This window comes from Maricaulis virginensis (assembly GCF_027922185.1).
Lineage (GTDB): Bacteria > Pseudomonadota > Alphaproteobacteria > Caulobacterales > Maricaulaceae > Maricaulis > Maricaulis virginensis.
In genome coordinates this window covers 129291-143241 of sequence record NZ_BSFE01000008.1, presented here as the reverse complement: position 1 = coordinate 143241, position 13951 = coordinate 129291, and the positions used below count along the sequence as shown (strand labels likewise).

Below are 13951 nucleotides of genomic sequence, written 5' to 3'. Positions count from 1 at the left end.
CACTGGTACAACACAGCCAGACCGCACTATGCTCTCAACAGGCAACCGCCAGCGACAAGGCTCAAAACCCTGCTGAACAACGGTGTGAGAAACGACATACGGCTGTGCCGACAGCGAGGGCGCGATTGACTCCTAGCTGCGCATGCGTATAACGCCCGCTCCTGCTCGCACGGACCCGTCTGTGCGGGCCCATAAACAGTGAACAACGCTCCGGGCATACGGAGTGAAGAAAAAGGACCCGCCGGACCCGCCAGACAAGGGCCGGACGTGTCGCAGAAAAGGATCGAGAGATCATGTTTGCAGTGATCAAGACCGGCGGTAAGCAGTACCGCGTCGCCGCCGGAGACGAAATTCGCATCGAGAAGATCGACGGCGCTGCCGGCGACACGATGGCGCTGGGCGACGTGCTGATGCTCGGCTCGGACAAGGGTGTCACGGTCGGTTCGCCGCTCGTCGACGGTGCCCAGGTGATCGGCGAGCTGCTGGACACCAACCGCGCCCGCAAGATTCTCGTCTTCAAGAAGCGCCGCCGCCAGAACTACCGCCGCACCAAGGGCCACCGTCAGTGGGGCTCGCTCGTGCGCATCGCGGAAATCGTGGCGCCGGGCGAAACCGCCAAGACGAAGCTGAAGTCGACCACGGCTGCGCCGAAGACGGCCGACAAGGCCGACGCGGCTCCGAAGGCCAAGGCTGCCCCGAAGAAAGCTGCAGCTCCGAAGGCTGAAGCCAAGACCGAAGCGCCCAAGGCGGCTCCGAAGAAGGCTGCTGCCAAGGCCGGCAATGACGACCTGACCCAGCTGGACGGTGTCGGCCCGGCTTTCGCCAAGAAGCTCAACGAAGCCGGCGTGACGTCCTTCGCCCAGATCGCGGCGTGGACCGAAGCCGACCTGGACAGCCTGAACGAGACCGTCTCCGGTCTGAAGGCCAAGGCTGAAGCTAACAACTGGATCGAAGCGGCCAAGTCGCTCGCGTAACGTTATAGGAGGGCTATTCCATGGCTCACAAAAAGGCAGGCGGCTCGTCCCGTAACGGTCGCGACTCAGAAGGCCGGCGCCTTGGCGTCAAGAAGTTCGGTGGCCAGACGGTCATTCCGGGCAACATCATCGTGCGCCAGCGCGGCACCAAGGTGAATCCGGGTGCCAATGTCGGCATGGGCAAGGACCACACCCTTTTCGCCCTTACCGAAGGCCGCGTGAAGTTCGCCAAGAAATCCGGCGGCAAGGCTTTCGTATCGGTTGAACCGATTGCCGACGCAGCCGAGTAAGGCGGTCCGGGACATAGCCGGGCCGACCGTGTAAAGCGGGGTCCGGAAGCGCCAGACGCGCAAAAAGGGGAGACGGGCCACCGCCTCCCCTTTTTCTTTCCCCCGGAGGGCCGGGCCATGGGACCCCGGATCGAAACGGCCAGATGCCTGCTCAGACTGCCCGAGCTGGACGATGCCCCCGCCATATCCCGCTATTGCGGCGAATATGATGTGGCGAAGAACACCGCCCGCATCCCCCACCCCTACCCGTCGCTGGGCGCGGAGATGTGGGTGCTGATCACCCGCGCGGCCTGGACGCCGCAGGGCAACCAGTCGCTCACGGTCGAGCACGAAGGTGCCGTCATCGGCGGCGGCGGCGTGTTCCGGCGTACGCCGAATGCCGACTGGGAGATCGGCTACTGGATCGGCCGACCCTGGTGGGGTCAGGGATTTGCCACCGAGATCGGGCAGGCCCTGGTCGCGCTGGGCACGCAGACGCTGGGCGCATCCCGCCTCATTGCCGGCCATTATGACGACAACCCGGCTTCGGGCCGCGTGCTGGAAAAGCTGGGCTTTGGCTATACGGGCAAGGCGGAGCACCTGTTCGCCATGGCCCGCATGGCCAGGGCACGCAGTCTCGACATGGTGTGGGAAGCGACGGTTTAGGGACCACCGCACAAAGCCACTGATCTTCACCGGGTTTTCCTATAAGGACATCCGGTTCAAACTGACGCTGCAGCCAAGAAGCCTTCATCATGAAATTCCTCGACCAGGCCAAAGTCTATGTCCGCTCCGGAAACGGGGGCGCGGGGTGCGTGTCCTTCCGGCGCGAGGCCTATGTGGAATATGGCGGTCCCGATGGCGGCGATGGCGGCAAGGGCGGCGATGTGTGGGTGGAGGCCGTGGACGGGCTGAACACGCTGATCGACTACCGCTACAAGCAGCACTTCAAGGCCGATACCGGTCAGCACGGCATGGGCAAGAACCGCACCGGCGCCGGCGGCGAGGACGTGGTGCTGCTAGTGCCGGCGGGCACGCAGATCCTTGACGAGGACAAGGAGGAAATTCTCGCCGACCTCACCGAAGTGGGCCAGCGCGTGCTGCTGGCGCGCGGCGGCGATGGCGGCAAGGGCAATGCCCGCTACAAGTCCTCGACCAACCAGGCGCCGCGCAAATCGACACCGGGCTTTCCCGGCGAGGAGCGCTGGGTGTGGCTGCGGCTGAAGCTGATCGCCGATGTCGGCCTGGTCGGACTGCCCAATGCCGGCAAGTCGACCTTCCTGTCGGTCGTCTCGCGCGCCCATCCCAAGATCGCGGCCTATCCCTTCACCACACTCTACCCGCATCTGGGCGTGGTCGATCTGGGTCCGGGCTCGCGCTTTATTGTCGCCGACATTCCCGGCCTGATCGAGGGCGCGCACGAAGGCGCCGGTATCGGCGACCGTTTCCTGGGTCATATCGAACGTTGCGCCTCGCTGATCCATCTGGTCGACGGTACCCAGGAGGATGTCGCAGCCGCCTACGCGACGGTGCGCGGCGAGCTGGAAGCCTATGGTGCCGGGCTCGACACGAAGACGGAAATCCTGGCGCTCAACAAGATCGACGCGATGAGCGAGGACGATATCGCGGAAAAGGTCGCCGCACTCGAAGCGGTCAGCGGCCGCAAGGTCATGCGGATTTCCGGCGTGGCCGGCACCGGCATCAAGGAGATCTGCGGCAAGGCCTGGGATGTTGTCCTGGAAAACCGCCGCATTGAGGCCGCCCGCGAAGCGCAAGCCGGCGAGGACGGCTGGACGCCGTGACACGGCCTGCTTTCGACGCCGTCGGCACGCTGGTCGTCAAGGTCGGCTCCTCATTGCTGCAGGGCGGCCCCGCCGTTCTGACTGCGATCGCGGACGACATCGCCCAATTGCATGCCCGGGGCTGCCGCGTGGTGATCGTGTCGTCCGGCGCTGTCGCGCTGGGCCGGTCGCGCCTCGGCCTCACCCAGCCCGTCCTGTCTCTGGAACAGAAGCAAGCCGCCGCGGCCGCCGGGCAACCGCGCCTGCTGGCTGCCTGGGACGCAGCCCTTGAGCCGCACGGGCTGACGGCTGCCCAGGCCCTGATGACGCTGGATGTCACCGAGAACCGGCGCTCCTGGCTCAATGCCCGGGCGACGCTCAACACGCTGGTCGAACTCAATGCCGTGCCCGTCGTCAACGAGAATGACACGATCGCCACTGACGAGATCCGCTATGGCGATAATGACCGGCTGGCCGCCCGCGTTGCCCAGCTGATCGGTGCCGACCTTCTGGTCCTCCTGTCCGATATCGACGGGCTTTACGACGCCGATCCGCGCAAGCACCCTGGCGCCGTCTGCCTGCACGATATCCCCGTGATCGACGACCGCATCCGCGCGATGGCCGGTGAAGCGAATGCCCGGGCTGCGGTGGGAACGGGCGGCATGCGCACGAAAATCCTCGCGGCCGAGCTGGCCGGGCGCTCGGGCTGCGCCACGGCGATCGCGCTGGGCACGGCACCGCATCCGCTGGTCAGCCTGCGCGACGCCGCCCATGGCAGCTGGTTTCACCCGGCCCGGACGGCATCGAGCGCCCGTGAAAGCTGGATCGCCGGCGCCGAAAGCCCGACCGGGGAAATCCATGTCGATGCCGGCGCCGCAGCCGCGCTGCGGGCGGGAAAATCGCTCTTGCCCGTCGGCGTCACCTCCGTCTCCGGACGGTTCGAGCGTGGCGAGACGGTGCGCATTCTCGGTCCTGAAGGCTTGCTGGTCGGTCGCGGCGTGTGCGCCTACAGCGCCGCCGATGCGCGGCTGATTGCCGGCTGCCGCACCGAGGAGATCGAAACCCGGCTGGGCTATCGCCGGGCGGCCGCGCTTGTTCATGTCGACGATCTCGTGCTCGAGCGGGAGGCGTCATGAGATCGCCGCCGCTGAAATCCGAACTCCTGGCGCCGGGCATGCGTGTCGGCCTGTTCGGCGGCACGTTCGATCCGCCCCATGCCGGCCACCTGCATGTGGCCCGCACGGCAATGCGCCGCCTCAACCTGCATCGCGTCTGGTGGCTGGTCTCGCCGCAAAATCCGCTGAAGCGGCGCCAGGCCGGCGATCTCGCCCGGCGTATGAATGCCGTTGCCGGATTGGCCAGCGAACCGCGCATGGTGGTCAGCGATATCGAGGCCCGGCTCGGGATCAATCGCACCGTCGACCTGATGCGCGCACTGAAACGCCGGTATCCGGATGTGCGCTTTGTCTGGATCATGGGCGCCGACAACCTGTCCAGCATCCACCGCTGGGGCCATTGGCGCGAGATTTTCGCGAGCTATCCGATCGCCGTCGTATCCCGTCCGACCGATGCGGTGCGCGCCCGCCTGTCACCGGCCGTGCAGATCCATGCCCGCGACCGGCTCAATGAGGACCAGGCCCGGCACCTGGCCGGCTGTGCGGCACCGGCCTGGACCTATCTGACCGAACCCTATCATCCGCACTCCTCCACCGCGCTGCGCCGCCGGAGCACGCGGAAGCCCTGATTCAGCGCGGATTGGCGTCTCGAACGCGGCAGCAAAGCGTGCTATGAAAGACGTGTTTGTTTTTGGATGTCAGAGAGGACACCAGCCCTGTCTACGGAATTATCGCGCCGTAAAGAGCAAGAAACGGCCGCTGCAGTTCGCGTCACCGGCGATGATGCGCATGTCGAGGAACTCGAGACACTCATTCTCGACTCGCTGGAAGACGACAAGGCCGAAGAGGTCGTGGCTATCGACCTGCGTGGCAAATCTTCCGTCACCGATATCATGATCGTCGCCTCCGGGCGGTCGGCGCGGCATGTCAGCGCGCTGGCCGATCACCTTGTGCGCAAGCTCAAGGAGCACGGCCAGGGCAAGGCCCGGGTCGAGGGCCTGCAGACCTGTGACTGGGTGCTGATCGATGCCGGCGACGTCATCGTCCACCTGTTCCGGCCGGAAGTGCGCAGCTTCTACAATCTGGAAAAGATGTGGTCCGTCGACCCCGACGCCACCGCATCGCCGGAAGCCACGGCCCGGTAGGTGAAACTCACCATCGCAGCGCTCGGCCGCATTAAGGCCGGGCCCGAACGCGAACTCGTCGATACCTATATCGAGCGGGCGAGCGCGACCGGCCGGGCGATCGGCCTGGGTCCCGCGGGCGAACAGGAAATCGACAACCGGTCCCTGACATCGGCCAGCGACGAGAGCCGCGCGCTGGCCGGGTCCCTGCCGGCCGGCTGCAAGCTGGTACTGATGGACGAGCGCGGCAAGGCGATGACCTCGCGCGATTTCGCCAGCACGCTGGGCCGCTGGCGCGATGAGGGCGTGCGCGAAGCCGTGTTCTGCATCGGCGGTGCCGACGGGCATGACCGCACCCAATTGCCCCAACCCGATCTGATCCTCGCTTTCGGACCTGCCGTCTGGCCGCACAAGCTGGTCCGTGTGATGCTGGCCGAACAGATTTACCGGGCCGTCTCGATCCTGGCCGGGACGCCCTATCACCGCGACTGAACCGATGACCCCTGACCCGCGTCCGGCATCATGCTGAGCTTCATTGCTGCCCTCGTCCTGATGCAGACCCAGACCGGCGACGTGCCGCCGGATCCGGAGGAAGCCGCGCGTCTTGAGGAAGAAGAGCGCGAAGCCGCGGCCCGTGCCGAGGCGATGCAGAGACAGGCCGAGGACTTGGCGACCGAAGTGGCCCTGATGCAGCGCCAGCTGGTCGAGCTGGGCCAGCGCGTCGGCGCCAGCGAGCAGGCGGCGCTGGAAGCCCAGGCCTCGCTCGACGATCTGCAGGCCCGCGAGACGGATCTCCTCGCCCGGCTCGGCGAGAACCGGGAGGCCCTGATCGGCCTGCTGGCAGCGATCCAGCGGATCGAAAGCCAGACCCCGCCGGCCGTGCTGGCGGCCCCCGACGATGCGGCGGATGCTGCCCGCGCGGCGGCGCTGATGGCGGAGGTCGCACCCGCTCTCCAGCAACGGGCCGAGGCGCTTTCCGTCCAGCTGGACGAATTGCGCACCCTTCGCGCCGATATCGAAAGCGAGCAGACCGCGCTTGCCCTGACCGAGGATACGCTGGCCGGCCAGCGTCTGGAACTGCAGGCCCTGATTGCCGAACGCCGCGCGCTGGAAGCCCGGCGCCGCAATGAGGCTGTGGCCCTGCTGGAAGCTTCGAGTTCTGCCGGCGAGCGCGCCCGCTCGATCCGCAGCCTGATCGGCGAGCTGTCGCGCATGGCGGAGGTGGTTCCCACGGTCAGCCCGCGCCGGCGCGAGATCGAGGACGCCGTTCCCGAACCGCGCATCCGGCCGCCACGTGAACTGGTCTCGGCCCGGGTTCCCGTGACGCCGCTGGAAACCCTGCGCTTTGCCGATGCGCGGGGCCGGTTGCGCCCGCCCGCCGCCGGCGAGATCGAACGCGGCTTCGGTCAGGTGAGCGAAGATGGCACAGCGTCTGAAGGAATTTTCATTCGGACCCGGCCGCGGGCACAGGTAATCTCGCCCTTCGACGCCCGTGTGGAGTTCGCGGGACCGTTCAACACATACGGCGGTCTCTTGATACTCAATGTCGGCGATGACTACTATATCGTACTGGCTGGCATGGCGGTGACCTATGCCAGCGTGGGTCAGAGTGTCCTGGCGGGCGAACCCGTCGGCGCGATGCCCGACCAGTCCCAACCGGCACCGGATTTGTATCTGGAGCTGCGACGTGACGGAGTGGCGATCGATCCGGCCCCGTGGCTGCGGAGCCGGTGACCTCGCCAGCACAGGACTATCGCGCTCAAAGGACGCGAGCTCGCATGCGTATCAATGTCTTCGCTTCGATGGTTGCCTTCGCTGTAGGCGCGGTGGCCATCGCGGTCTCGGCCGAGGGCAGCCAGGACAATCGAGCGGAAACCTTCCGCCAGCTGGAGCTCTTCGGCGATGTGCTCAGCCGGGTGGAGTCGGACTATGTTTCCGACACTGACCAGGCCCAGCTGATCGAGGCCGCCATCGAAGGCATGCTGACCTCGCTCGACCCGCACTCGACCTATCATAATCCCGACAGCTACGAGGACCTGCGTGTCTCCACCCGCGGTGAATATGGCGGTCTGGGCATGGAAGTGACGCGCCGCGACGATTTCATCACCATCGTCTCGCCGATCTCCGACACGCCGGCCGAACGCGCCGGCCTGCGCACCAATGACAAGATTATCGCCGTCGATGGCGAGAGCATTGTCGGCATCTCGGTCGACGATGCGGTCGCCCTGATGCGCGGCGCGGTCGGCGAGCCGGTCACCATCACCGTTGCCCGCGAGGACGAAGATCCGTTCGATGTGACGCTGGTGCGCGACACCATTCCGCTGCGCACCGTCGCGACCCGCCTTGAAGAGGGCGTGCCCTATATGCGCATCGCCGGCTTCAACGAGCGCACCACCGAAATGGTGCAGGAAGGCATCTCCGAGCTCGAGGACGAATATGGCGCACCGCTGCCGGGCCTGATCCTGGACATGCGCTACAATCCGGGCGGCCTGCTGGACCAGGCGATCGGCGTGACCGACATCTTCCTGGACGGCGGCGAAGTGGTGTCCACCCGCACCCGCGATCCGCGCGACACCCAGCGCTATAATGCCCGCCCGGGCGACCGGCTGAACGGCGCCCCGATCGTGGTGCTGATCAATGAGGGCTCGGCCAGTGCGGCGGAGATTGTCGCCGGTGCCCTGCAGGACCGCGAACGCGCCGAACTCGTCGGCATGACCAGTTTCGGCAAGGGTTCGGTGCAGACCATCATCCCGCTGCGCGGCGGCCGCGATGGCGCCCTGCGCCTCACCACGGGCCGTTACTATACGCCGGCCGGCCGCTCCATCCAGGCGACCGGCATCATTCCGGACACCCAGATTTCCGCCTGGGCGCTGGAAGAGGATGAAGAGCACGAGGTGCCGGAAATTGCCTCCGAGGCCGACCTGCCGGGCGCGCTGGAGAACGAGAATGGCGATCACCGGGCCGAGACCGATATCGCCTCGGTCGAACAGCCGCCGGCCGACTGGTCGGAAGACGAGGACTACCAGCTCCACCGGGCGCTGGAGATCCTGCGCAGCACGATGGAAAGCCAGCAGGCCGCGCTGCAATAGCGGCTCTGCCGCCTGCCATGACAAATTGTTGGCGGCGCCTTCCGGAAGGGGGGCGCCGTTAACTGTTTTTTACGGCCGAATCGATCACATAGGCAGCGAATGCGTCCGTGCCTTGCCGGACCCTTGTGGATTTGCCTGACAGGCCCGAAGCCATGACGACCGCCGTTCTTCGCCACGCCCAGCCGCTGTTGACCATCCGCGCGCCCGTGATCGCGGGACTGGCGACGGCCGGTCTGTTCTCGCTGGTCATTGCCGGTGTCGCCCTGTTCGGCGAGGCCGATACGGCACCGCCCGCCGCCCGTGGCGGGTTCGAGCCGGTCACCCTGCCGCAGCAGACGGCCGAGGCCGGTCATGACGGCCTGCGCAATGATCATGGCGCTGACGAGCGGCCGATCCGCTTCCTGGAACCGGAAGACCACGCCGATGCGAGCCTCGCCGGCGTGCGCGACGGTTTCGGTGGCTCCCCGAACAGCGCTTCGGCCGCCGGCCACGCCGCGCCGTCCGCGCCTGGCGGATCCGATCCGGCCGATGCCGAGGCCCGACACGCTGCGTCGACCGGTCAGGCCAATCCGAATGCCCTGCGCGCCGCACCGGTTGCGGGGCTGACCGAGCCGGGCCCGGGCGGCCTGCTGCCCGTGATCGGTCCCGACGGCACGCGCCCCTCGCGCGCCTATGCCCGGCCCTTCCACGGCGACCCGGCCGCTCCGACCATCGCCATTGTCGTCGGCGGCATGGGGCTGAACCGCACCGTCACCCAGGCTGCGATCGACGAGCTGCCGCCCGAGGTCGCGCTCAGCTTCGCGCCCTATACCGAGGACCTCCAGGCCTGGATCGACCGGGCCCGCGCCGCCGGTCATGAAGTGCTGATCGAGGCGCCGATGGAGCCCTTCGACTATCCCAATAACGATCCCGGTCCGCACACCCTGCTGGCCGACGGCGCTGCCGAGGAGAACGGCCGCCGCCTCGCCTGGCTGCTCAGCCGCACGACCGGCTATTTCGGCGTGACCAATTATCTCGGCGCCCGTTTCTCGGCCTCCCAGGACGCCCTGCGCCAGGTCTTCGACACGCTGGAGCAGCGCGGCGTCGCCTTCCTGCATGACGGCGCCGGTCGCCGCTCGACGATCGAGGCCGCCGCCAATGCGACCGATATCGAGTACGCCATCGCCGACCGTATTCTCGACGAGGATCCCAGCCCGGCCTCGATCGATGAACGCCTGCTGGCGCTTGAAGCCCTGGCGATCCAGAACGGCGCCGCCCTGGGCACCGGTTTCGCCTATCCGGCCACCGTCGAGCAAGTGCGCGACTGGGCGGCCAATCTGGACATGCGCGGCTACCAGCTCGCTCCGCCGTCTGCCGTGATGGCGCGGCGGCGCCTGGAAGCCCGGCTCGCCGCCGAGTCGCAGCCCGAAACCCCGCCGCCATCGGCGGCCGCCCCGCGACGCACGGCGAGCGCCGAGGATCACGCCCCCGCTGCCTCCAGCGGGCATCACTGATGGCCTGCGCGGAGGATATCTGGCCCCATCACCGCGCCAATGTCGGCATCGCGCTCTTCAATGCCGCCGGCCAGGTCTGGCTGGGCCGCCGCGAAGGCACGCCGCCGCCCTGGAACTGGCAATTGCCGCAAGGCGGGATCGATCCCGGCGAAGCGCCCGAAACGGCCGCCCTGCGCGAGCTCGAGGAAGAGACCGGCATTTCTGCCGCCAGCGTTTCCATCATCGGCGAGATTCCCGGCTGGCTGGCCTATGATTATCCGCCCGACGTGCGCGAGGATCCGAAGTTTCACAAGAAACGTCATCTCGGCCAGAAACAGCGCTGGTTCGCCCTGCGCTTTGCCGGTCCGGACGCCGATATCGACCTGGAACAGCATGGCGAGGTCGAGTTCGACGCCTGGCGCTGGGGCAATCTCGACGAAATCCCCGGCCTGATCATCCCCTGGAAGCGCGAGGTCTACGAACAGGTCGCGACCGCCTTCGCGAAGTTTGCCGTGCCGTCACGCTGACGCGCGCCGCACTTTCTCTTCTCTCCCACCCAGACTCCACTTCCCCCGGCCCCCGTGCCGGGGTCTGGAGGAGCCTCCTCCCGAAATGCCACTGGGCCCCGGAACAAGTCCGGGGAAAGCGTCACTCTCTCTTTCTTCCCCACCTTGTGGGGAAGTGGGCCCTCCATAGCCCTGGCGAAGGAGGGGTCGAAGGGGCCGGCGCGAAGCGCCGGGAGGCGGTGGAGCCTGTCGCTGACACATCGCCGCTGGCGCGGCACCCCTCCCCCGCTTCGCGGGTCCCCCTCCCCATGAAATGGGGAGGAAAGGCGTGTCAGCACGAAACCCTCCACGAGCTTGCGCCCTGGAGATATGAGAGGGGTGCGGGATGCACGGCGGACATCGTGTCCGATTTGAAGGTTTGGTGGTGATGCCCGGGGCATCCCGCACGCGGAGATTTACCCGGGTCCCTTGCGGGCCCCGTCTCGAAACCTGCAGGCACGCTCCGGTCGAGCTTTGTGCCGGTGTCCCCGCAGATGGCCACGCCGGAGCCTGATGCTGTCACCCACCAGGCGCGGACGAGCTCCGCACGCTCCCGGGCACAAGGGACTGAGCTCATGCCTCCCATCCCGGAAACCGATGACGATGGTAAGGGCAAATGAGCGGGCGGGGACAAGTTTCCGGCCCAGGTCCCACAAACCGTCATCCTGACGAAAGTCAGGATCCAGATCGTAAAGGGAGATTTTGGCCAGGCGGGCTCAGATCGAATGTCGGCGATGTGAGGGATAAGTGCGAGATCGCGACCACCGCGCTCTATGAACTGGGCCCTGACTTTCGTCAGGGTGACGGTGCTTGTTGGAGCGTTGGTGCCTTCTCTTCCAACGCTCTCATTTTTCCCGGACGAAGGCCCGCGGAAGCGGGCCGCAGATCCGGGACCAACCGCGGGTCACTCCAAGCGATGAGCTTCCCCTAGATCCCGGCACTCCGCCCGGCCTTCGCCGGGCGGAAGCCTGCGCCCGCGAAGGCGGGTGGCCGGGAAAAACAGGGTGGTATTCGGGGCGTGGAGCAGCTTCGCCCACCCTCTCTCCCCGGATGGGGAGAAGGAAAAAGCAAAACGGCCGGCGGATCGCTCCGCCGGCCGTTTGTTACGTGTGGAACAGGCGGAAGCCTATTCGGTGTCGCCCATGCCTTCGGGGACCGGGAAGCCACGGTCGCGCATGAGGGCGGCCGGGTCGGCGTCGCGGCCGCGGAACTGGCGGTAGGCGTCGGCCGGGTCGATGGCGTTGCGCGGGGCAAAGAGGAATTCGACCAGGCGGCCGGCCACTTCCGGATCGTAATAGCCGCCCGGAGCGTCCTCGAAGGCTTCCGCGGCATCCGAGGTCAGCACATCGGCCCACATATAGCCATAATAGCCGGCCGAATAGCCTTCACCGGAGAAGACGTGACCGAAGTGGGGCGAGCGGTGACGCATGACGATCTCGTCGGGCATGCCCAGCTCGGCCAGGGTCTCGCGCTCGAACGTGTCCGGATCGCCGATCTCTTCCGGCGGCGTGGTGTGATAGACCATGTCCATCAGTGCCGAGGCCAGATACTCGCCGGTCGAGAAGCCCTGGTTGAAATTGGCCGCCGCGCGGATGCGCTCGATCAGCTCCTGCGGGATCGGCTCGCCGGTCTCCACATGCACCAGATAATTCTCGATCACCGGATCGGTCATCAGCCAGCGCTCGAGCAGCTGCGACTGGAATTCGGTGTAGTCGCGCACACCGCCATTGAGCGTCGGGTAGGCGACGTTCGAGGACAGGTAGTGCAGGGCGTGGCCGAATTCGTGGAAGAAGGTCGTCGCATCGTCCCAGGACACCAGGACGGGCTGGCCCGGCGCCGGTTCGATGAAGTTGGAATTATTGGTGGCGAGCACGTTTTCCTCGCCATCGAACGTGGTGTGCGAGCGGAAGGAGTTCGCCCAGGCACCCGAACGCTTGCCCTGGCGGGCATAGGGGTCGAGATACCACAGACCGATATTCTCGCCGCTCTCGCGGTCGGTCACTTCCCAGACGCGCACGGTGGGATGCCACACCGAGACCTCGCCTTCCGGCAGTTCGCGGAATTCGAAGCCGAACAGTTCGCCGGCGACGTAGAACATGCCTTCGCGCAGATTATCCAGCTGCAGGTATTGCTTCACCTCGTCGCTGTCGAGCTCGTAGCGGGCCTGGCGGACTTTTTCGGCGTAGTAGCGGTAATCCCAGGGCTGGATGGTGATGTCGTCGCCACGCTCGTCTGCCAGGGCCTGCATGTCGGCGACTTCTTCCTCGATGCGGCCGACGGCGGCTTCCCAGACCGGAACCATCAGGTTCATGGCGTTTTCCGGATTGCCCGCCATGCGATCTTCCAGACGCCACTGGGCGTAATTTTCATAGCCCAGCAGCTCGACGCGCTCGTCGCGCAGTTCGAGGATTTCCATGATGATGGCGTTGTTGTCGTACTCGCCGCCATTATCGCCGCGATTGTAATAGTTCCGCCAGACCTGTTCGCGCAGATCGCGCTCGTCGGAGAAGGTCAGGAAGGGATCCATCGAGGAGCGCGTATTGGTGATCGCATACTCGCCCTCGCGGCCGCGGGTGGTGGCAGCGGCAGCCGCTGCATCGATGAAGCCCTGCGGCAGACCGGACAGCTGGTCGGCGCTCAGATAGGTGACGTAGTTTTCCTCGTCGTGCAGCACATTGTTGGAGAAGGCCGTGTGCAGTTCGGCCAGGCGCTGGTTGATCGCGGCATAGCGCTCGGCGGCCTCGCCTTCCAGCGTGGCGCCATTGCGGGCGAAACCGTCATAGGTCAGCTGCACGACACGCTGCTGGTCCGGACGCAGGGTCGCCATTTCCTCGCCCTCATAGACGGCGCGGACGCGGGCGAACAGGTCCTGGTTCTGCGTGATCTGCGAGGAGAAGGCCGACAGGCGCGGTGCCATCTCGGCCTGGATCGCGCGGAATTCCGGCGAGGACATGTTGGACGACCAGATACCCCAGTAGGAGAAGATGCGGTTCAGCGCTTCGCCGGACCGTTCCATCGCCACGATCGTGTTCTCGAAGGTGGCCGGTTCCGGATTGGCTGTGATGGCATCGATCTCGGCGAGGTTCTGCGCCATGCCCGCCTCGAGCGCGGGGACCAGATCGTCCAGACTGGCCGACTGGAAGTCCGGCACACCGCCGTAGGGGCCGGTCCATTCCGCCAGGAGCGGATTGTCGGACGCAGCCGTTTCGGTTTCAGCGGCCGCGTTGGCGGCGGTATCCGCCGGGGCCTGCTCGCTCGTCGCGGCCCCGGTTTCGCTGTCGGTACCCTGCGGCGCGCAGGCGGCAACGAAAATTGCCGCCGCGCTGGCCGTGAGCATGAGAATCTTGCGCATGTCTGGTCTCCCCAAGAAGAAATTCAGCGGCCAGCCTAACGGGTGCGTGCCTTTCGCGAAAATGAAGATTTCACCATCTTGCAACGCTGCCGCAGCGCCCCCGGCAGGCGAAACACCCCGGTCCGGTGACAGCGCCGATGTGCAACTTAACCGGACGTAAAGCGTTTCGCCGCTGTCTCGCCCTATTCGGTCACCACATTCGGCGGGACCGCAGATCTGAACGGAGATGC

13 protein-coding genes are annotated in these 13951 nt (G+C 66.3%); 12 read left to right on the top strand and 1 reads right to left on the bottom strand.

What is annotated here, in order from left to right:
* Positions 1-293 precede the first annotated feature (293 nt).
* The 12 genes from PKE71_RS13765 to PKE71_RS13710 all read left to right on the top strand — a co-directional run bounded on the left by PKE71_RS13765 (position 294) and on the right by PKE71_RS13710 (position 10351).
* Positions 294-974 (top strand): 50S ribosomal protein L21, encoded by a 681-nt coding sequence (locus tag PKE71_RS13765; protein WP_271187565.1) that lies wholly within the window; start codon positions 294-296, stop codon positions 972-974.
* A 20-nt stretch (positions 975-994) separates the two neighbouring features.
* Positions 995-1264, top strand: a complete 270-nt coding sequence (rpmA, locus tag PKE71_RS13760) for a 50S ribosomal protein L27 (protein ID WP_138510969.1) — start codon at positions 995-997, stop codon at positions 1262-1264.
* A gap of 117 nt (positions 1265-1381) precedes the next feature.
* Positions 1382-1909: a GNAT family N-acetyltransferase gene (locus PKE71_RS13755; protein ID WP_271187564.1), complete on the top strand. Its 528-nt coding sequence runs from the start codon at positions 1382-1384 to the stop codon at positions 1907-1909.
* Positions 1910-1998: 89 nt separating this feature from the next.
* The gene (obgE, locus tag PKE71_RS13750) at positions 1999-3045 is read left to right on the top strand and encodes a GTPase ObgE (RefSeq protein WP_271187563.1); all 1047 of its coding nucleotides are present in this window, start codon (positions 1999-2001) and stop codon (positions 3043-3045) included.
* Positions 3042-4160 carry a glutamate 5-kinase gene (proB, locus tag PKE71_RS13745; RefSeq protein ID WP_271187562.1) on the top strand — a complete coding sequence of 373 codons (1119 nt, stop codon included), beginning with the start codon at positions 3042-3044 and terminating at the stop codon, positions 4158-4160. Before obgE ends, proB begins: the two co-directional genes overlap by 4 nt.
* Positions 4157-4768, top strand: a complete 612-nt coding sequence (locus PKE71_RS13740; RefSeq protein ID WP_271187561.1) for a nicotinate-nucleotide adenylyltransferase — start codon at positions 4157-4159, stop codon at positions 4766-4768. Before proB ends, PKE71_RS13740 begins: the two co-directional genes overlap by 4 nt.
* Before the next feature lie 66 nt (positions 4769-4834).
* Positions 4835-5284: a ribosome silencing factor gene (gene rsfS / locus PKE71_RS13735; RefSeq protein ID WP_271187560.1), complete on the top strand. Its 450-nt coding sequence runs from the start codon at positions 4835-4837 to the stop codon at positions 5282-5284.
* Positions 5285-5755: a 23S rRNA (pseudouridine(1915)-N(3))-methyltransferase RlmH gene (rlmH, locus tag PKE71_RS13730; protein WP_271187559.1), complete on the top strand. Its 471-nt coding sequence runs from the start codon at positions 5285-5287 to the stop codon at positions 5753-5755.
* Positions 5756-5785: 30 nt separating this feature from the next.
* Positions 5786-6997, top strand: a complete 1212-nt coding sequence (locus PKE71_RS13725) for a murein hydrolase activator EnvC family protein (protein ID WP_271187558.1) — start codon at positions 5786-5788, stop codon at positions 6995-6997.
* 44 nt (positions 6998-7041) lie between these two features.
* Positions 7042-8352, top strand: a complete 1311-nt coding sequence (locus PKE71_RS13720) for a S41 family peptidase (RefSeq protein ID WP_271187557.1) — start codon at positions 7042-7044, stop codon at positions 8350-8352.
* Between the two features lie 152 nt (positions 8353-8504).
* Positions 8505-9845 carry a divergent polysaccharide deacetylase family protein gene (locus tag PKE71_RS13715; RefSeq protein WP_271187556.1) on the top strand — a complete coding sequence of 447 codons (1341 nt, stop codon included), beginning with the start codon at positions 8505-8507 and terminating at the stop codon, positions 9843-9845.
* Positions 9845-10351, top strand: a complete 507-nt coding sequence (locus PKE71_RS13710) for an RNA pyrophosphohydrolase (RefSeq protein WP_271187555.1) — start codon at positions 9845-9847, stop codon at positions 10349-10351. The genes PKE71_RS13715 and PKE71_RS13710 overlap by 1 nt, the downstream gene beginning before the upstream one ends.
* Positions 10352-11495: 1144 nt before the next feature.
* On the opposite strand, the gene PKE71_RS13705 is transcribed toward PKE71_RS13710, so the two are convergent.
* A complete protein-coding gene (locus PKE71_RS13705) occupies positions 11496-13721 on the bottom strand; it encodes a M3 family metallopeptidase (protein ID WP_271187554.1) in 2226 nt (741 codons plus the stop codon).
* Between the last annotated feature and the right edge of the window lie 230 nt (positions 13722-13951).

Excerpts from the sequence above, each read along its gene's own strand:
- PKE71_RS13740 (WP_271187561.1), top strand. The coding sequence starts at position 4,157 with ATGAGATCGCCGCCGCTGAAATCCGAACTCCTGGCGCCGGGCATGCGT.
- PKE71_RS13715 (WP_271187556.1), top strand. The coding sequence starts at position 8,505 with ATGACGACCGCCGTTCTTCGCCACGCCCAGCCGCTGTTGACCATCCGC.
- PKE71_RS13755 (WP_271187564.1), top strand. The coding sequence starts at position 1,382 with ATGGGACCCCGGATCGAAACGGCCAGATGCCTGCTCAGACTGCCCGAG.
- PKE71_RS13720 (WP_271187557.1), top strand. The coding sequence starts at position 7,042 with ATGCGTATCAATGTCTTCGCTTCGATGGTTGCCTTCGCTGTAGGCGCG.
- PKE71_RS13705 (WP_271187554.1), bottom strand. The coding sequence starts at position 13,721 with ATGCGCAAGATTCTCATGCTCACGGCCAGCGCGGCGGCAATTTTCGTT.
- rsfS (WP_271187560.1), top strand. The coding sequence starts at position 4,835 with ATGTCAGAGAGGACACCAGCCCTGTCTACGGAATTATCGCGCCGTAAA.
- obgE (WP_271187563.1), top strand. The coding sequence starts at position 1,999 with ATGAAATTCCTCGACCAGGCCAAAGTCTATGTCCGCTCCGGAAACGGG.
- PKE71_RS13710 (WP_271187555.1), top strand. The coding sequence starts at position 9,845 with ATGGCCTGCGCGGAGGATATCTGGCCCCATCACCGCGCCAATGTCGGC.
- rpmA (WP_138510969.1), top strand. The coding sequence starts at position 995 with ATGGCTCACAAAAAGGCAGGCGGCTCGTCCCGTAACGGTCGCGACTCA.
- PKE71_RS13725 (WP_271187558.1), top strand. The coding sequence starts at position 5,786 with ATGCTGAGCTTCATTGCTGCCCTCGTCCTGATGCAGACCCAGACCGGC.
- PKE71_RS13765 (WP_271187565.1), top strand. The coding sequence starts at position 294 with ATGTTTGCAGTGATCAAGACCGGCGGTAAGCAGTACCGCGTCGCCGCC.